Below are 16,876 nucleotides of genomic sequence, written 5' to 3' on the forward strand. Positions count from 1 at the left end.
TGCTCGGCCACACGCATGTTGAAACGACGATGATCTACACCCATGTGCTGAATAAAGGCGGGCGCGGGGTGATCAGCCCGCTGGATTTGTAGCCTTCGATTCGCCAGTCAGTCGCTCATTCCGGATGCAGCTCCTTGCGGATGGAAGAATTGGGGACAGACCACGGTTTCATGCTTTCCAGATCAGACAGTTCGCCGGCAGTTGCGACATTTCACCCGCCTGTCCGACGAGGGATCGATTCAATTCCGGCTCCATGTTCTCCTATTTTTTCTTGCCATCAAATTCAATGACGACCCCTTCTTTGGCCGAAGCCGAAACGGGTTTGATTTTTGAAAGCAGCGCCGGAGCGACGTTCCAGCGTTGACCCGAGTCGGTGATGAGGGTCACTGTTTTCTGGTTGTACTTGATGAGTGTGCCGGTCAGCCTGCCGCGACCCGGCGGCTCGAATGACACCTTGTCACCGATGCTGAATTTGAGCATTTCAGTGTGCTGGTGCATCGATTCAAGAAACTTGAGCCTTTGCACGATGCGCTGATTCAGTTCGATCAGCTCTGCCTCGGTCATTGTGTCGATGTCGATCTTCATGAATTGTTCCAGATCATTAAGTGGCTGAATCGTGTGTCAGTGCGCATGCGCCGGTCATGCCTTTCCGACCGTCACCGCCGCGCGGGCCAGCGCCTCGATCTCGCTCCAGTGGCCGTCGCGCAGCAGTCGGCGCGGTGTCACCCAGGAGCCGCCGACGCAGAGCACATTGGGCAGTTTCAGGTAGTCGGCCAGGTTGGCCGGGCCGACGCCGCCGGTGGGGCAGAAGCGGATTTCGGGCAGCGGGCCGTGGATGGCGTTGAGAAAGGGGATGCCGCCGGCCTGTTCGGCCGGAAAGAGTTTGAGAAAGCCAAAGCCATGATCGCGTGCATTGAGGATTTCGCTGGGGGTCATGACGCCGGGCAGCAGCGGAATCGGTCCCTGCTGGCCGGCCGCCGCCAGCGCGGGCGTCAGGCCGGGGCTGACGGCGAAGCGGGCGCCGGCCTCGACGACACTCTGGTACTCAGCGGCAGTGGTGACGGTGCCGGCACCGACCACCCAGCCTTCGTCATGGCCGGCCAGCAGTTCGATGGCCCGCAGCGCCACCGGGGTGCGCAGCGTCACCTCCAGTGCGCGCACGCCGCCGGCCAGCAGCGCGCGGGCCAGTGGCAGGGCCTGTTCGATTCGCTCCAGCGTGATCACCGGCATCACCGGCGCCAGCTTCAGTATCGCTTCGATCTCCATCGTGCAGCCCTCGGCAGTTCGTGGTGACAGCCTTGTGGCAGCAATCCTTATGCCGCTGTCGCGCGCCACTCGGCGAGCCAGGCTTCGCTGCGTTGCCACAGTTGCGCGGCGAGGTCGGCACGGTTGCTGAGCGCGGTGCCGGGCTTGGGCTGGCAGTCGACGAAGTAACCACCGGTCACGCTGGCCATTTCGGCGGCGGTGGCGAGGTAGATCGAGGTTTCTGCCCCCTTGCGCGCGGAGCGCAGGAACAGCCGCATCCAGCCCGGGTAGTCGGTGATGGCGGTGTCGACGCCGCCCGGGTGCAGGGCGTTGGCAGTGATGCCGTCGCGCTGGTGGCGGCGGGCAAACTCCCGGGTGCAGAGCAGCAGTCCGAGCTTGGAGCTGCCATAGGCGCGCACCTGTCGGTAACGCGCCGGATGGGGCCAGTCGTCGAAATCGGGGCGGCCAAAGCGGTGCATCATCGAGCTGACGTTGACCACCCGCGCCCTGCCACTGGCCCGCAGCAGCGGCAGCAGTTGCTGGGTCAGCGAGAACGGCGCAAGGTGGTTGACGGCGAAGTTGAGCTCGTGGCCATCGGCCGAGCGGGTGAACTGGGCAGGCATGACGCCGGCGTTGTTGATCAGCACGTCAAGGCGTGAGCAGCACTGAAAGATCTCGGTCACGGCGCGGTCGACCGAGGCCAGACTGGCCAGGTCGAGATCCACCAGATCGATCTGGCAGGCGGGCTGGGCGCTCAGCAGTTGCTGGCGGAGGGTCTCGGCCTTGGATCGGTTGCGACAGGCCAGAATCAGCCGTCGGTCGGGCGTGGCCAGGGCGCGGGCGGTCTCCAGTCCGATGCCGCTGGTGGCGCCGGTGAGCAGAACGGTGAAAGCGGCCATGCAATCCCTCCTGGATCAGATTGGTGCACTTTTTTGATGGTGACCGATCGCTGGCGTGGCGTCCAGCACCCTGCCGGCATGCCGGTCCGGGTGGCGAAAGAGTCGGCTAAACCACCACCCGGCGCGCGCGGCCCTCGTCGTCGAGGGCCACCAGGACGAACTCCCCTTCGGTGATCTTGTAGGGTTCCGGGTCGGCGGGCAGGCAGGTCCAGACCTCCACCAGAATGCGCATCGAACTGCGGCCGATTTCGAGGATCTCGGTGTGACAGTTGACGCTGGCGCCAATCGCGATCGGCCGCATGAAGGCGAGCTCTTCGATGGCGACCGTCACCACCCGTCCCTTGGCCAGGTTGGCGGCGGTGATTTCGGCCGCGAGGTCCATCTGCGACACCAGCCAGCCGGCCGAGATGTCGCCATGGGCATTGGTGTCGCGCGGCAGGGCAACGGTCTTGAGTGCCAGTTCACCGCCGGGCTGCGGCGGCAGTTCATCTTCGGTCATCGGTGGGAGGACTGTTATTGTTGTGGGCAGGGGGCGATCCGGCGGCATTATAGGCATTCCAGGCTGCGTTGGTGACAATTGCAACCGTGACGGCTTTTGCTACCGTGTTCGGCCCGTGACGCGAGCCATGCCAAGGTGTCTGCCATGTTGACCATTCTCTCCCCGGCCAAGAACCTCGATTTCGAGACGATACCCTGCACCCGCCATGCCAGTCAGCCGGAGTTCGTCGAAGCCAGCAGCGAACTGGTCGGGCTGCTGCGGCCGATGACGGCGCAGCAGTTGGGCGAATTGATGCAGATCAGCCCCAGGCTGGCCGAGCTGAACCAGCGTCGCTATCAGCAGTGGCAGCCCCGCTTCGAAGCGGGACCCTGCAAGCAGGCGCTGCTCGCCTTTGCCGGCGAGGTCTATGTCGGGCTGGAGGCCGCCAGCCTGAGCGAGGCCGATCTGCTCCATGCCCAGCAGCATCTGCGCATCCTCTCCGGCCTCTACGGACTGCTGCGCCCGCTCGATCTGATCCATCCCTATCGGCTGGAGATGGGCACCCCGCTCGCCAATCCCCATGGCCGCGACCTCTATCACTTCTGGGGTGATCGGATCACCGACGCCCTCAACCGGCAACTGGGGGGCAGTGGCGTACTGATCAATCTGGCGTCGCAGGAGTACTTCAAGGCGGTGCAGCCGAAGCGGCTCGCTGGCCGGTTGATCACGCCCCAGTTCAAGGATTACAAAGGTGGCACCTACCGCACCATCGGCCTGCTGGCCAAGCGGGCGCGCGGTGCGATGGCGCGCGCGATCATCCTCAACCGCTGGGAGAGGCCCGACGCGCTCAAGACGTTCGACTGGCAGGGCTACCGCTTCAACGCCGAGCTCTCATCCGCCGCTGAGTGGGTGTTCAGCCGCCGGCAGGCGTGAGCGGAACGGCCCGCGGATCGCACGGCCCACAGGGAGGAGCACGACGATGGCAACCTGGGACTGCGATCCGGTCACTGCCGACGAGGCCGACACGCTGGATGCGCTGTTTCGCGCGCGCGTGCGGCGCACGCCCACGGCAGTGGCCTACCGCGCCTACGACCGGCAGCGTCAAGGCTGGCGTGATTACCGTTGGAGAGAGATCGGGCAGGCGGTGCAACAGTGGCAGCAGGCGCTGCGGCGGGAGCCTCTTCAAGCGGGTGACCGCGTCGCCATCGCCCTGCCCAACTCTCCGCAGTGGGTCATCTTCGATCAGGCTGCGCTGGGGCTGGGATTGGTGGTGGTGCCGCTCTATGTCGACGACCGTCCCAACAACACCGCCTACATCCTGGAGGATTGCGGGGCGCGCCTGCTTCTGCTGGTCGACGAGACCCACTGGCTGACGCTGGCCGGGGCGCTCGCCGGGATCCCGACACTGGAGCGCATCCTGCTGCTGGAGGATGATGCGGCCTGCAGGTTCGACGATCCTCGGCTGCGCAGCGTGGCCGGCTGGTTGCCGACGCCCGGCGCAGAGCAGCCGCCACTGCCGCCGGTCGAGCCACGACAGTTGGCGACGCTGATCTACACCTCCGGCACCACCGGACGCCCCAAGGGGGTGATGCTGAGCCATGCCAACATTCTGGCCAATGTCCATGGCATTCTGAGCCGGATCGAGGTCTACCGGCAGGATCTGCTGCTCTCCTTTCTGCCGCTCGCCCATGCGCTGGAACGGACCGCCGGCTACTATGTGCCGATGGCGGCCGGTGCCACCGTGGCCCATGGCCGTGGCATTCAGCTTCTGGCGCGCGATCTGTCACGGCAGCGGCCGACGGCGCTGATCTGCGTGCCCCGCGTCTACGAAACCCTCCATGGCCGACTCAGCCGGCAACTGATGCAGCGCGGAGCGCTGCTCGCGTGGCTGTTCCGCTGGGCGGTCGCGGTGGGCTGGCACCGCTTTCAGTACCGGCAGCGGCGGGCAGGCTGGCATCCCCGATTGCTGCTCTGGCCGCTGCTGCAGCCGCTGGTCGCCCGGCCGCTGCAACAGCGCCTGGGTGGACGGCTGCGGCTGGCGGTCAGTGGCGGCGCCGCGCTGCAACCCGAGGTGGCGCGGCGCTTCATCGGCCTGGGCATTCCGATCGTGCAGGGCTATGGCCTGACCGAGGCCAGCCCGGTGGTCAGTTGCAACACCCTGCACGACAACGATCCCGCCAGCGTCGGACGGCCGCTGCCCGGCGTGGCGCTGCACATCGGCGAGCAGGGTGAGGTGCTGGTGCGCGGTCCCAATGTGATGCTGGGCTACTGGCACGGCCGCGCCGACGACCCGGCGATCGATGCGCAGGGCTGGCTGCACACGGCGGATCAGGGCTGGCTGGAGGATGGACGGCTCCATCTTCGCGGTCGGCTGAAGGAGACCATCGTGCTCTGCAATGGCGAGAAGATCCCGCCGGACGACCTGGAGATGGCGATTCGGCTCGACCCGCTGTTCAGTCAGGTGATGCTGGCCGGCAGCGGTCAGCCCCGGCTGGTGGCGCTGGTGGTGCTGGAGCCGGAACTCTGGCGGGAACAGGCCATCCAGTGGGGTGTGGAGCCCGACGATGCAGCGCTGAACGATCCGGTGGTGAAGCAGCTGCTGCTGGCACGCATGAATGGACTGCTGAAGGAGTTTCCGGCCTATGCCACCCTCGGCCGGGCCCACTTCAGCCTGACCCCCTGGCGGGTCGCCGATGGCCTGCTGACGCCGACGCTGAAGCTGAAACGGCCGCAACTGCTCGAACGGTTCGCCAGGCAGCTGCGGCAGCTTCAGCAGGGGTCATGAACGGACGGGCCGACCCCGCACCGGCACTCAGAACAGCGCGCGGGCGCGCAGCGTGGCCGGAATCTCCTGCAGCCGCTTCAGCGCCAGCTCGCTGTATTCGGCATCGACATCGATCACCACATAGCCGGTGCGGTCGTTGGTTTGCAGGTACTGGGCGCTGATGTTGATGCCGCTGTCGGAAAAGACCCGGTTGATCGCGCTCATCACCCCGGGTTCGTTGCGATGGATGTGCAGCAGCCGATGCTTGCCGGGATGGGCCGGCAGCGCCACCTCGGGAAAGTTGACCGACGAGGTGGTGGTGCCGTTGTCGCTGTATTTGATCAGCTTTTCGGCCACCTCGACCCCGATGTTGGCCTGCGCCTCGATGGTGCTGCCGCCGATGTGGGGGGTGAGAATGACATTGTCGAACGCCTGCAGCGGCGAGACGAACGGGGTGTCATTGCCCTTGGGCTCGACCGGAAAGACATCGATGGCGGCCCCCAGCAGCCGCTTGTCGGCCAGGGCCTGCGCCAGCGCGTCGATGTCGACCACCGTGCCGCGCGAGGCGTTGATCAGCACGCCGGTCGGCTTCATCGCCGCCAGCTCGGCGCTGCCGATCATGTTGCGGGTCGCCGCGGTTTCCGGCACATGCAGCGTCACCACATCCGATGTCGCCAGCAGTTCATGCAGGTCGTGCAGCTGAACGGCATTGCCGATCGAGAGCTTGTTGACCACGTCGTAAAAACGGACCTTCATGCCGAGAGACTCGGCCATGACACCGAGCTGGGTGCCGATGTTGCCATAGCCGATGATGCCGAGCTGCTTGCCGCGAATCTCGTAGGCGTTGCTGGCGCTCTTCAGCCAGCCGCCGCGATGGGCCAGTGCGTTCTTTTCGGGAATGCCGCGCAGCAGCAGAATCGCCTCGGCCAGCACCAGCTCCGCCACGCTGCGGGTGTTGGAGAAGGGGGCGTTGAACACCGGAATGGCCTGCAACAGCGCCTGGTTCAGATCGACCTGGTTGGTGCCGATGCAGAAGCAGCCGATCGCCACCAGCCGCTGCGCCGCTTCGAGCACCTCGGCGTTGAGCCGGGTGCGTGAGCGGATGCCGATGAAGTGCACGTCGCGAATCCGCGCCTTCAGCTCCTCGCCCTCGAGCGCGGTCGGCAGTGCCTCGATGTTGCTGTAGCCGGCCTGGCGAAGGGTCTGCACGGCCGAGGGGTGGATGCCCTCGAGCAGCAGAATCTTGATGCGATCCTTGTCGAGCGAGAGTCTGGTCATGGCAAGGCTCCTGATAAAGCAACGGGTGCCTGTGGCTGCGACTGTGCAGCCCACATGGGGGGCGCTATGCTAGCAGCCCGCCGGAATCAGGCCAAACCGCGCTCGCTTGCGCACCACGCGTTCCGCCTCGGCTGCGGCATCCGCTAAGATGGTCGCACCTGGACGGTCGAGGGGGTGACGCAGATGAACAGCACGATCGTCGAGCGCGCCACGCAGCTGGGTCTGCTGCTGAAGCAGCGCGGTCTGCGGGTGGCGACCGCCGAGTCCTGCACCGGTGGTCTGGTGGCCGCGGCCATCACCGCCGTGGCCGGCAGCTCGGCCTGGTTCGAGTATGGCTGGGTGGTCTACTCCAACGAAGCCAAGCGCACCCTGCTTGGCGTGGCGGCCGATACGCTGCAACGGTTCGGTGCCGTCAGCCATGAAACCGTGCGCGAGCTGGCCCGCAATGCGCTGCTGCGGGCCGATGCCGATCTGGCGGTGGCGGTCAGTGGCATTGCCGGGCCGGGCGGCGCCACCGCGCACAAGCCGGTCGGCACGGTCTGCTTCGGCTGGGCCGGGCGCGATGGCCGGCTGGAGACCGAGTCGCTGCACTTCACCGGTGACCGTGCCGGGGTGCGCGAGCAGGCGGCGCTGCATGCGCTGGCCGGGCTGATGGCGCGGGCCTGACACACTTTTTCAATCAACTGCAGGCAAGACGGTGGAGTGCGCACTCCACCGCACCATGAGGAAAGCCGATGGATGCAAACAAGCAGAAGGCGCTCGAAGCGGCGCTGGGTCAGATCGAGAGACAGTTCGGCAAGGGCAGCATCATGCGGCTCGGCGACAAGGAGCGGCAGAACATTCCGGCGATCTCGACCGGTTCGCTCGGGCTCGACATCGCGCTGGGCATCGGTGGCCTGCCGCGTGGCCGGGTGGTGGAGATCTACGGTCCGGAATCTTCCGGCAAGACCACGCTGGCGCTCAGCACCATCGCCCAGTGCCAGCGCGGAGGTGGCGTGGCCGCCTTCGTCGATGCCGAACATGCGCTCGACCCGCTCTATGCCGAAAAGCTCGGCGTCAACCTCGACAACCTGCTGGTGTCGCAGCCCGACACCGGCGAGCAGGCGCTGGAGATCGTCGACATGCTGGTGCGCTCCGGCGCGGTCGACCTGGTGGTGATCGACTCGGTGGCGGCGCTGACGCCCAAGGCCGAGATCGACGGCGAGATGGGCGACCAGCATGTCGGCCTGCAGGCACGGCTGATGTCGCAGGCGCTGCGCAAGATCACCGGCAACATCAAGCGTTCCAACACGCTGGTGATCTTCATCAACCAGATCCGCATGAAGATCGGCGTGATGTTCGGCAGTCCGGAGACCACCACCGGCGGCAATGCGCTGAAGTTCTACGCCTCGGTGCGGCTCGACATTCGCCGCACCAGCTCGGTCAAGTCCGGCGACGAGGTGGTGGGCAGCGAGACCCGGGTCAAGGTGGTGAAGAACAAGGTGGCGCCGCCGTTCCGGCAGGCCGAGTTCCAGATTCTCTACGGCACCGGCATCTACCGCCTGGGTGAGCTGGTCGACATGGCCGTGCAGCAGAATCTGATCGAAAAATCGGGCGCCTGGTACAGCTGCCGTGGCGAGCGCATCGGTCAGGGCAAGGCCAACGCCGCCCAATATCTGCACGAGCATCCGCAACTGGCCAACGAACTGGAGGCGCAGATTCGCAGCCTCTGCACCATCACCCCGACCGCCACGGATGAGTCGGCCGATGAGCCGTGAGTGAGGCCCACCCCGCTGCCCACCGTGCCTGTCAGCGAGCTGCCGCCGTCATTCAGCCTCGATGCCGAACGCGCCCGGCTGGCGCACTGCCGCGCCAGTGACCGGATCAGGCTCGAGGCACTGCTCGGGCGCATCGCCAGCCGTCTGGCGGCCGCCAAGCCGGCCGACCGGCTGCTGAGCGAGTTCCGGCAGCAGCTCGACGCCTCGTCGAGCTGGGTCGAGGCGCGGCTGCAATCGATACCCACCATCGACTATCCGCTCGAACTGCCGGTGGTGGCCGCCCGCGAACGGCTGCTCGACGCCATCAAGCGGCATCAGGTGGTGGTGCTGGCCGGCGAGACCGGCTCGGGCAAGACCACCCAGTTGCCGAAGCTCTGCCTCGAACTGGGCTGCGGCAGCCGTGGGATGATCGGCCACACCCAGCCACGGCGGCTGGCGGCGCGGGCGGTGGCGCAGCGACTGGCCGAGGAGCTGCGGGTGCCGCTTGGGCAGCAGGTGGGCGCGCAGGTGCGCTTCAGCGACCAGAGCGGCCCGCAGACGCTGGTCAAGGTGATGACCGATGGCATCCTGCTGGCCGAGATCGGCCATGATCCGCTGCTGACCGCCTACGACACCCTGATCATCGACGAGGCGCATGAGCGCAGCCTCAACATCGACTTCCTGCTCGGCTATCTCAAGCGGCTGCTGCCCCGGCGGCCCGATCTGAAGCTGATCATCACCTCGGCCACCCTCGACCTCGACGCCTTCTCGCGCCACTTCGACGGCGCGCCCATCCTGATCGTCGAGGGGCGCAGCCATCCGGTGGAGATCCGCTACCGCCCGCGCGACGAGCGTGACGAGACGGCCGATCCGCCGCAGGCGATCGTCGAAGTCCTGCGCGAGATCGAGGCCGAGGAGGGCGGCGCGCCACGCGGCGATGTGCTGGTCTTTCTCAGCGGCGAGCAGGAGATTCGCGACTGCGCCGACCACCTGCGCAAAGCGCTGCTGCGCGACACCGAGATTCTGCCGCTCTATGCCCGCCTCTCCCATGCCGAGCAGCAGCGCATCTTCAGCCCGCACCCCGGCCGGCGGGTGGTGCTCTCGACCAATGTCGCCGAAACCTCGCTGACGGTGCCCGGCATCCGCTATGTGATCGACCTCGGCCATGCCCGCATCAGCCGCTACAGCTACCGCAGCAAGGTGCAGCGGTTGCCGATCGAACCGATCTCGCAGGCCAGCGCCCGGCAGCGGGCGGGCCGCTGCGGCCGGGTGGCGGCCGGCATCTGCTACCGGCTCTATGCCGAAGCGGATCTGCTCGGCCGTCCCCAATTCACTGAGGTGGAGATTCGCCGCACCAACCTGGCCGCGGTGATTCTGCGCATGTTGTCGCTCTCTCTCGGCGAGATCGACGAATTTCCGTTCATCGACCCCCCCGATCGACGGCTGATCCGCGATGGCTTCAAGCTGCTGGAAGAACTCGGCGCCGTCGACGGCCGTGGCACGCTGACGCCGATCGGTCGCCAACTGGCGCAACTGCCGGTCGACCCGCGCATCGGCCGGATGCTGCTCGAGGCCACGCGCGAGAACGCACTGCGCGAGCTGCTGATCATCGGCAGCGCGATCTCGCTGCAGGACCCGCGCGAGCGCCCGGTCGGCAAGCAGCAGGCCGCCGACGAGAAGCATCGGCTCTACCAGCACTCCGACTCCGACTTCATCACCCTCTGCAACCTGTGGGACCATCTCGAAGGGCTGCGCCAGAGCCTGACGCAGAGCCAGTTCCGCAGCCACTGCCGTCGCAACTACCTGTCGTGGCTGCGGCTGCGGGAGTGGCGCGAGCTGCACCGTCAGCTCCACCTGGCCGCCAGGGCACTGCATCTGCGCGAAAACAGCAGCCCGGCCGACCCTGACGCCATCCACCGCGCGCTGCTGACCGGCCTGCTGAGCCATGTCGGCGTCAAGCGGCCGGAGGGCGACTATCAGGGCACCCGCAATCGCCGCTTCTCGATTTTTCCCGGCTCGCCGCTGGCCAAGAAAGGGCCGAAATGGCTGATGGCGCTGGAGCTGGTGGAGACCTCGAAGCTCTATGCCCGCACCGTGGCCCGCATTGACCCGGCCTGGATCGAGCCGCTGGCCAAGGGGCTGCTGCGGCGCAACCACTTCGAGCCCCACTGGGAGCGCAAGCGGGGCGAGGTGGTCGCCTACGAACAGGTCACCCTCCATGGCCTGCCGATCGTCGAGCGCCGACTGGTCAACTACGGGCCGATCGACCCGGTCACCGCCCGCGACATCTTCATCCGCGCCGCGCTGGTGGAGCGCGACCTCGGCAGCCATCCCGCCTTCTTCAAGCACAACCAGGCACTGATTGCCGAACTGGAGGGGCTCGAAGCCAAATCGCGCAGCCGCGACCTGCTGGTCAATGACGAAGAGATCTACCGCTTCTACGACGAGCGCATCCCGCCCGACGTCTACGACCGCAAGCGGTTCGATGCCTGGCGCGGCGAGGCCGAACGCGCCCGACCCGACCTGCTGCGGCTCGACCGCGAGCGGCTGCTGCGCCGCGATGCCGACGAGGCGCTCGGCGACCGCTTTCCCGACCAGTTGCAGCTCGGCGAGATGACACTGCCGCTGAGCTACCGCTTCGAACCGGGCCATGCCGAAGATGGCGTGACCCTGCATGTGCCGGCGGCGGCCTGGCGACAACTGCCGCGCGCGCAGCTCGAATGGCTGGTGCCGGGGCTGCTGCGCGACAAGTGCATCGCCCTGCTCAAGAGCCTGCCCAAGGCGCAGCGCCGCCGCCTGGTGCCGCTGCCGGACAGCGTCGACCGGCTGCTGCCGGCGCTGCGGCCCAATGCCGAACCGCTGACCAGCGCACTGACCTCGGTCCTGCGCAGCGAGCTGGGCGTCACCCTGGCCGACACCGACTGGACGGATGGCACCATCGACGACCACTACCGGATGCGGGTCGAACTGCTGGATGAACAGAACCGGGTGCTGTTCGCCAGCCGTGATCCGGCCGCGCTCGATGCCTTTGTCGCCACGCTCGACCGCCAGCGGCTGCTGCCCCTGCCCGCCGGCTCGCCGTGGCGGCGCGAGCGGGTCACCAGTTGGGACTTCGATGCACTGCCGGAGTCGGTCGACACCCAGCAGGCTGGCATCCCGATCAAACGCTTCGTGCGGATGATCGACCACGGCGACCACATCCAGCTCGAACTGGGCGACGACCCGGTCGAGGCCCGTCAGAGCCGGGTGCGCGGCATCCTGCGGCTCTACATGCTGGCGCTGGCGCCGACCGTGCACTACCTGCGCAAACAGGTGCGGTTCGAGCGCGAGCGGGCGCTCACTTTCGCCGCGATCGCTGGCGCGCACGACCTGATCGACGAACTGATCGAGGCCGCCTTTCGCGCCATCCTGCTCGACGGCCGCCCGCTGCCAACCGACCGCGCCAGCTTCGAGGCGCGGGTGGCGGCCGACCGCAACCAGGTGGTGACGCGGGCCCAGGAGCTGGTCCGGCTGGTCAGCGAAATTCTTGCCTGCTACCGGCCACTGCGGCTGCAACTCGAAAAAACCGCCTCGCCGGCGCTGGCCGACAGCCACCGCGACATCGAACAACAACTGGCGGCGCTGCTGGCACCGGGCTTCATCACCGCCACCCCCTACCCTTGGCTGAGTGAATTTCCCCGTTACCTCAAGGCGATCGACCACCGGCTGCAACGGCTGCAGGGACAGTTGGCCCGCGACGCGCAGTCACGCCGTACCGTGGCCGATCTGTGGCAGAATTACCTCGACGCCAAGGCCAGCGGCCGGGCCGATCCTCAACGGCTCGACGAATGCCGCTGGCTGATCGAGGAGCTGCGGGTCTCACTCTTCGCCCAGCCACTCGGCACCCGCCAGCCGGTGTCGGAAAAGCGCATCCTCGAACGGCTGCGCCAGGCACGCGGTGGGCAATAGCCATCCTCTTGATCAGCAACAGAAAACAACCGAAGGAGCAGAACCATGTCCGATGATGAAAAAAACGCCCTGCTGAGCCGCGCCGCTGCGGCAGCCCTGCTGGCCCTCGGCCTCGCCGCCACTTCGACAGCAGCGCTGGCCGAAGGCAAGGGCGTGGAGAAGTGCTATGGCGTGGTCAAGGCCGGCAGCAACGACTGCCACACCGACAGCCACAGTTGCGCCAGCCAGGCCAAAAAGGATGCCGACCCGCAGGAGTGGATCCTGCTGCCCGCCGGCAGTTGCGAAAAGATCGTCGGCGGCGTGGTCAAGAAGTGACTGAGCGCGTTTGAGTGGGCAGCTCTTTCGACAGGTCGCGCGCTGGCGCCTGTCTGCCCGGGCAGGCCTGCGATGAAATGGAGCGGCGGAGAAAATCGAGCCTGAGCTTATTTTCCTTTTTGCGGAGGCCACTGCCTTGAATCTCAAAACCCTTTGCAGAGCGCACCTTGGAGTTTTTCTACTTGCCCTATCCTCAGCCGCTGTTTGTGACGCTGCTTCAGTCAACCCCAAGATCGCCTCGCACGCGGTCATCCCAATCACGCAAAATAGCTACCCGAAGTTATACGCCGCCTGGGGTGAGTCGGGCATCAAGAAAATCAACTCCCTCATGCTCCCCGCAGCAGAGAAAATTGCCTCATCATCCGAGTGCGACAGGGTTGATCTCGTCGAGATCTCGAAAAGCCGAAGCACGCCGGGCGGCAAGATCGTCTTCTTTGTTGATTGCGTGAATCGGAAACGCTTCTACATTGAAGACTCCGATCTTAAATCAGCCACCGCTATTCAGTCTCAAACTGCCAAGATGTCTGGCTTGGCAGACTCTCAAGCCACGCAAAGCTGCGAGAACGCGATCAAAGCCCAGCTTCACAACCCGCTCACCTTCAATCGGAAGTTCGGCACGACGTCTGTTTATCGTGCACCCACGACCGGCAACGTCGTCGTCCAGTTCACCTTCGAAGCCAAGAACAATCTTGGTGGCGTTCTACCCAGTGAGGCGCGTTGCGTGCTTACAGGCCGCGGCATCGAGGAAGCTTCAATCTCAAAGAACTAACGACACGTTGATTTTATCCACGTGAAATCGGGGACATGAAATCGGCGGCTCATTGTTGAAGGCAGTCCGAAGCAGGCCGTCCGGTCAGCGCAGCGGTTCACTGTGGTGGCTGTTTGAGCAGCAGGCGCCTGACTTCGCGCAAGGCGCGCGCTAGAATCGCGGCTGGCAGCGCCGGGGCAGGCACTGCGGAGCCACTCCGCAGTTGCGCCGTCCGGGGCAAGGTTCACTCACCGGCCGAGCCCAGGGCTCCGGCACCCCGCGGACACATTCATGCACAGTGCGCAGAATCTGGTCGTCGCACCGGTTGTCGCCGACATTTCCCTTTTCTTCAGTGCGAGGACTCGGTGATGGCCGGTCGCCGTGACCGCAAGGCGCCTCTGGTGGGGATCATCATGGGCTCGCAGTCGGACTGGGAGACGATGGGCCACGCCGCCGAGATTCTGACCGAGCTTGCCATTCCCCACGAGGTGGAGGTGGTCTCGGCCCATCGCACGCCGGACAAGCTGTTCGCCTATGCCGAGGCCGCCGCCGGGCGCGGGCTGGAGGTGATCATCGCCGGCGCCGGCGGCGCCGCCCACCTGCCGGGCATGACCGCCGCCAAGAGCGCGCTGCCGGTGCTGGGCGTGCCGGTGCAGTCGCGCAGCCTCAATGGCGTCGATTCACTGCTCTCCATCGTGCAGATGCCGGCCGGCATTCCGGTCGGCACGCTGGCCATCGGTCGCGCCGGCGCCATCAACGCGGGCCTGCTGGCTGCGGCCATTCTCGCCAACAAATATCCTGCCATCGGCACGCGCCTGGCGGCCTATCGCGCGGCCCAGACCGAACGGGTGCTGGCCGATCCCGATCCGCGGGCGAGCCAGTCGTGAGGGTCGGCATCATCGGTGGCGGGCAGCTGGCGCGGATGCTGGCGCTGGCCGGGCTGCCCTGGGCGCACCAATTTGTGTTTCTCGACCCGGCCGCCGACGCCTGCGCCGGGCCCTTGGGCAAACTGCTGGTCGCCGATTACGACGATGAGCGCGCACTGCTCGAACTGGCTGGGCAGGTCGATGTGGTGACCTTCGATTTCGAGAACGTCCCGGCACGCAGCCTGGAGGTGCTCGCCGGCCGGGTGCCGGTCCATCCCGGTGCGCGGGCGCTGGCGGCGGCGCAGGACCGGCTGCACGAGAAGACGCTGTTCCGCGAGCTCGGCATGGCAACGGCGGCGTTCGAGGTGGTCGATGGCGCTGCCGGGTTGCCGGCAGCCGTGGTGGCACTGGGGCTGCCCGCGCTGCTCAAGACCCGCCGGTTCGGCTATGACGGCAAGGGCCAGTGGCTGCTGCGCACGGCTGCCGATGTCGAAGTCGCGGCCCGTGAACTGGGTGACACACCGGCATTGCTGGAGCGGCTGGTGCCGTTCGAGCGCGAGGTGTCGCTGATCGCGGCGCGCGGCCGCGATGGCGCCGTGGCCTGTTATCCGCTGGCGGAAAACCGCCACCGCAACGGCATCCTCCACACCACCTTCTGCCGCACCAGCGATCCGCTGCAACAGGAGGCCGAAGCCCAGGTCGGACGCCTGCTCGAAGTGCTCGACCATGTCGGCGTGCTGGCCGTGGAGTTCTTTGTCTGCGACGGGGCGCTGCTGGCCAACGAATTTGCACCGCGGGTGCACAACTCCGGGCACTGGAGCATCGAGGGTGCCGAGACCAGCCAGTTCGAAAACCACCTGCGGGCGATTCTCGGCCTGCCGCTCGGCAGCACCCGCGCGCGCGGCGACTACGCGATGCTCAATCTGATCGGCGCGGTGCCCGACCCTGCACGGGTGCTGGCGGTTCCCGGCGCCCATTTGCATGATTACGGCAAAGCACCACGGCCGGGGCGCAAGGTGGGCCACATCACCGTCGCCTGCGCCGTGCCGGGCCTGCTGCCGCCGGAGTTGCTGGCACTCTGACCGCCGTTGCGCGCCACTCTGGCATCCGTTGTCTACACTTCACTCAACGCAATGACCACCCCTCTTTTGCCGTGGAGTGACCCCGATGACGACAGCTTCAACCTCGCCGACCCTGACTGCGGATGTTCTCGCCAGCGGCAGCCCGCTGGCCCGCCGCTGGCGCTGGGCCTGCCTGCTGTTCATTCTGCCGCAACTGCTGGTGGGCGGTCATGGGCTGCTGTTTTCCGGGCTCGATTGGCCGTGGCTGACGGTGCCGCTGGTCAATGGCCTGTTTGCCCTCTATCTGCTGCGTGAGAGCAGCCGGCCACTGAAGCTGCTGGAGGCCATCGGCCAGCAGTCGCAGCATCTGCACGCCGGTCATCCGGCTCAGCGGTTGACTGCCGAGCCGGCACTGGCCAGCCTGAATCCGCTGCTGGAGCAGTTCAACAGGCTGGGTGATGCACTGCACGCGCTGCGCGAGTCGGCGGCCCGTCACCCGGAAGAGCTGGCTCCCGGCAGTCACGCTGTGCAACCAACAGAAAACGATTTTCTGACCGACCTGCAACGCAGCGCGACCCGTCACCTGCGCGACAACCTGCGCACGGTGCAGGAAGACCTGCTGTCGATCAATCAGAAGCTGCAACAGGCGGCACAGCTCGCCGGCGACAACGCCGAGCTGGCGATCGACAGTTCGACCGGCATCGATGCGCTGGGCCAGGCACTGCAACGCATCGTCACCGAGGTCGGTTCGGTCGAGGCGGTGGTGGCCGAACTCGACGATGAGAGCCAGAAGGTGCTGAAGTCGCTGGAGATGATCGCGGCGATTGCCGATCAGACCTCGCTGCTGGCGCTCAATGCCGCGATCGAGGCGGCCCGTGCCGGCGAGCAGGGGCGCGGCTTTGCGGTGGTGGCCGATGAGGTGAAGGCGCTGGCGGAGCGGACCAAGGGGGCCACGGTCGAGATCGAGGGCAGCATGGGCCGCTTCAAGGGGCAGGTGGCCCGCATCACCGTCGAGTCGACCCGCAGCGGGGCCGCCGCCAGCGAGGCAGTGGCGAAGACCCGCCAGTTCCGCGACCATTTCGCAGCCCTGTCGACCGCCTCACGGCAGATGAGCGGGCAGATCGACCATGCCACCGACCACGCCTTTGCCACGCTGGTGAAGGTGGACCATGTGCTGTACAAGCAGAATGGCTACCTGGCGATTGCCGGCCAGGGCAACAACGAGGAGGCGACGGCGGTGCAGGTCGATCATACCGGCTGCCGGCTGGGCAAGTGGCTGCAGCAGGATGGCCAGCGCCTGTTTGGCCAGACCCACGCCTACCGGACGCTGACGGCGCCGCATCAGGCGGTGCATCAGCATGTGCGCAGTGCAGTGGAGCAGGCCAGGCAGCCGTGGGCGCAGGATCGTGCGCGGCAAACGGCCATCATGGCCGATGCCGAGGCCGCAGAAAGGGCCAGTGAGGAGGTGATGCGGCTGCTCGGTCGCATGGTCGATGAGAAGCATGACGCCACCGCTCGACACTGAGGCCGGCCAGCAC

General features: G+C 66.5%; 16 protein-coding genes. 11 read left to right on the forward strand and 5 right to left on the reverse strand.

Annotated features, from left to right (window positions below):
• A partial coding sequence (locus tag H7A13_00005; protein ID MCP5331734.1) for an integrase occupies window positions 1-92 on the forward strand: 92 nt, incomplete at its 5' end.
• A gap of 169 nt (window positions 93-261) precedes the next feature.
• On the opposite strand, the gene H7A13_00010 is transcribed toward H7A13_00005, so the two are convergent.
• The 4 genes from H7A13_00010 to H7A13_00025 form a co-directional block, all read right to left on the reverse strand.
• Entirely contained in the window at window positions 262-585 is a 324-nt protein-coding gene (locus tag H7A13_00010) for a hypothetical protein (protein ID MCP5331735.1), read from the reverse strand.
• 54 nt (window positions 586-639) lie between these two features.
• Entirely contained in the window at window positions 640-1,266 is a 627-nt protein-coding gene (gene eda / locus H7A13_00015; GenBank protein MCP5331736.1) for a bifunctional 4-hydroxy-2-oxoglutarate aldolase/2-dehydro-3-deoxy-phosphogluconate aldolase, read from the reverse strand.
• 47 nt (window positions 1,267-1,313) lie between these two features.
• Window positions 1,314-2,144 carry an SDR family oxidoreductase gene (locus tag H7A13_00020; GenBank protein MCP5331737.1) on the reverse strand — a complete coding sequence of 277 codons (831 nt, stop codon included), beginning with the start codon at window positions 2,142-2,144 and terminating at the stop codon, window positions 1,314-1,316.
• A 106-nt stretch (window positions 2,145-2,250) separates the two neighbouring features.
• The gene (locus H7A13_00025; protein ID MCP5331738.1) at window positions 2,251-2,643 is read right to left on the reverse strand and encodes an acyl-CoA thioesterase; all 393 of its coding nucleotides are present in this window, start codon (window positions 2,641-2,643) and stop codon (window positions 2,251-2,253) included.
• A 144-nt stretch (window positions 2,644-2,787) separates the two neighbouring features.
• Here H7A13_00025 and yaaA point away from each other — a divergent pair, with 144 nt between their 5' ends.
• Together yaaA and H7A13_00035 are read left to right on the forward strand one after the other, a co-directional pair.
• A complete protein-coding gene (gene yaaA, locus H7A13_00030; protein MCP5331739.1) occupies window positions 2,788-3,555 on the forward strand; it encodes a peroxide stress protein YaaA in 768 nt (255 codons plus the stop codon).
• Window positions 3,556-3,601: 46 nt separating this feature from the next.
• On the forward strand, window positions 3,602-5,407 hold the full coding sequence (locus H7A13_00035; protein MCP5331740.1) for a long-chain fatty acid--CoA ligase: 1,806 nt from the start codon (window positions 3,602-3,604) through the stop codon (window positions 5,405-5,407).
• A 27-nt stretch (window positions 5,408-5,434) separates the two neighbouring features.
• Here the strand turns inward: H7A13_00035 and serA are convergent, their stop codons facing one another.
• A complete protein-coding gene (serA, locus tag H7A13_00040; protein MCP5331741.1) occupies window positions 5,435-6,664 on the reverse strand; it encodes a phosphoglycerate dehydrogenase in 1,230 nt (409 codons plus the stop codon).
• 183 nt (window positions 6,665-6,847) lie between these two features.
• Here serA and H7A13_00045 point away from each other — a divergent pair, with 183 nt between their 5' ends.
• From H7A13_00045 to H7A13_00080, 8 genes are all read left to right on the forward strand, one after another.
• Window positions 6,848-7,330, forward strand: coding sequence for a CinA family protein (locus H7A13_00045; GenBank protein MCP5331742.1), 483 nt, complete (start codon window positions 6,848-6,850; stop codon window positions 7,328-7,330).
• A 68-nt stretch (window positions 7,331-7,398) separates the two neighbouring features.
• Window positions 7,399-8,421 (forward strand): recombinase RecA, encoded by a 1,023-nt coding sequence (gene recA / locus H7A13_00050; GenBank protein ID MCP5331743.1) that lies wholly within the window; start codon window positions 7,399-7,401, stop codon window positions 8,419-8,421.
• 15 nt (window positions 8,422-8,436) lie between these two features.
• Window positions 8,437-12,348, forward strand: coding sequence for an ATP-dependent RNA helicase HrpA (hrpA, locus tag H7A13_00055; protein MCP5331744.1), 3,912 nt, complete (start codon window positions 8,437-8,439; stop codon window positions 12,346-12,348).
• 45 nt (window positions 12,349-12,393) lie between these two features.
• On the forward strand, window positions 12,394-12,663 hold the full coding sequence (locus tag H7A13_00060; protein ID MCP5331745.1) for a DUF2282 domain-containing protein: 270 nt from the start codon (window positions 12,394-12,396) through the stop codon (window positions 12,661-12,663).
• Between the two features lie 136 nt (window positions 12,664-12,799).
• Window positions 12,800-13,432, forward strand: coding sequence for a hypothetical protein (locus tag H7A13_00065; protein MCP5331746.1), 633 nt, complete (start codon window positions 12,800-12,802; stop codon window positions 13,430-13,432).
• A gap of 347 nt (window positions 13,433-13,779) precedes the next feature.
• Window positions 13,780-14,298, forward strand: a complete 519-nt coding sequence (gene purE / locus H7A13_00070) for a 5-(carboxyamino)imidazole ribonucleotide mutase (protein MCP5331747.1) — start codon at window positions 13,780-13,782, stop codon at window positions 14,296-14,298.
• Window positions 14,295-15,359 (forward strand): 5-(carboxyamino)imidazole ribonucleotide synthase, encoded by a 1,065-nt coding sequence (locus tag H7A13_00075; GenBank protein ID MCP5331748.1) that lies wholly within the window; start codon window positions 14,295-14,297, stop codon window positions 15,357-15,359. The genes purE and H7A13_00075 overlap by 4 nt, the downstream gene beginning before the upstream one ends.
• Before the next feature lie 85 nt (window positions 15,360-15,444).
• Complete coding sequence (locus tag H7A13_00080) at window positions 15,445-16,863, forward strand: CZB domain-containing protein (protein MCP5331749.1); 1,419 nt, start codon at window positions 15,445-15,447, stop codon at window positions 16,861-16,863.
• Window positions 16,864-16,876 lie beyond the last annotated feature (13 nt).

It is taken from the genome of Pseudomonadales bacterium (genome assembly GCA_024234215.1).
Classification (GTDB): Bacteria; Pseudomonadota; Gammaproteobacteria; order Pseudomonadales; family UBA5862; genus JACKOQ01.

What these genes read in the sequence shown, in the direction of transcription:
- H7A13_00025 (MCP5331738.1), bottom strand. Translation starts at nt 2,643, where the DNA reads ATGACCGAAGATGAACTGCCGCCGCAGCCCGGCGGTGAACTGGCACTC.
- eda (MCP5331736.1), bottom strand. Translation starts at nt 1,266, where the DNA reads ATGGAGATCGAAGCGATACTGAAGCTGGCGCCGGTGATGCCGGTGATC.
- H7A13_00080 (MCP5331749.1), top strand. Translation starts at nt 15,445, where the DNA reads ATGACGACAGCTTCAACCTCGCCGACCCTGACTGCGGATGTTCTCGCC.
- H7A13_00060 (MCP5331745.1), top strand. Translation starts at nt 12,394, where the DNA reads ATGTCCGATGATGAAAAAAACGCCCTGCTGAGCCGCGCCGCTGCGGCA.
- H7A13_00010 (MCP5331735.1), bottom strand. Translation starts at nt 585, where the DNA reads ATGAAGATCGACATCGACACAATGACCGAGGCAGAGCTGATCGAACTG.
- serA (MCP5331741.1), bottom strand. Translation starts at nt 6,664, where the DNA reads ATGACCAGACTCTCGCTCGACAAGGATCGCATCAAGATTCTGCTGCTC.
- H7A13_00045 (MCP5331742.1), top strand. Translation starts at nt 6,848, where the DNA reads ATGAACAGCACGATCGTCGAGCGCGCCACGCAGCTGGGTCTGCTGCTG.
- recA (MCP5331743.1), top strand. Translation starts at nt 7,399, where the DNA reads ATGGATGCAAACAAGCAGAAGGCGCTCGAAGCGGCGCTGGGTCAGATC.
- yaaA (MCP5331739.1), top strand. Translation starts at nt 2,788, where the DNA reads ATGTTGACCATTCTCTCCCCGGCCAAGAACCTCGATTTCGAGACGATA.
- purE (MCP5331747.1), top strand. Translation starts at nt 13,780, where the DNA reads ATGGCCGGTCGCCGTGACCGCAAGGCGCCTCTGGTGGGGATCATCATG.
- H7A13_00035 (MCP5331740.1), top strand. Translation starts at nt 3,602, where the DNA reads ATGGCAACCTGGGACTGCGATCCGGTCACTGCCGACGAGGCCGACACG.
- H7A13_00020 (MCP5331737.1), bottom strand. Translation starts at nt 2,144, where the DNA reads ATGGCCGCTTTCACCGTTCTGCTCACCGGCGCCACCAGCGGCATCGGA.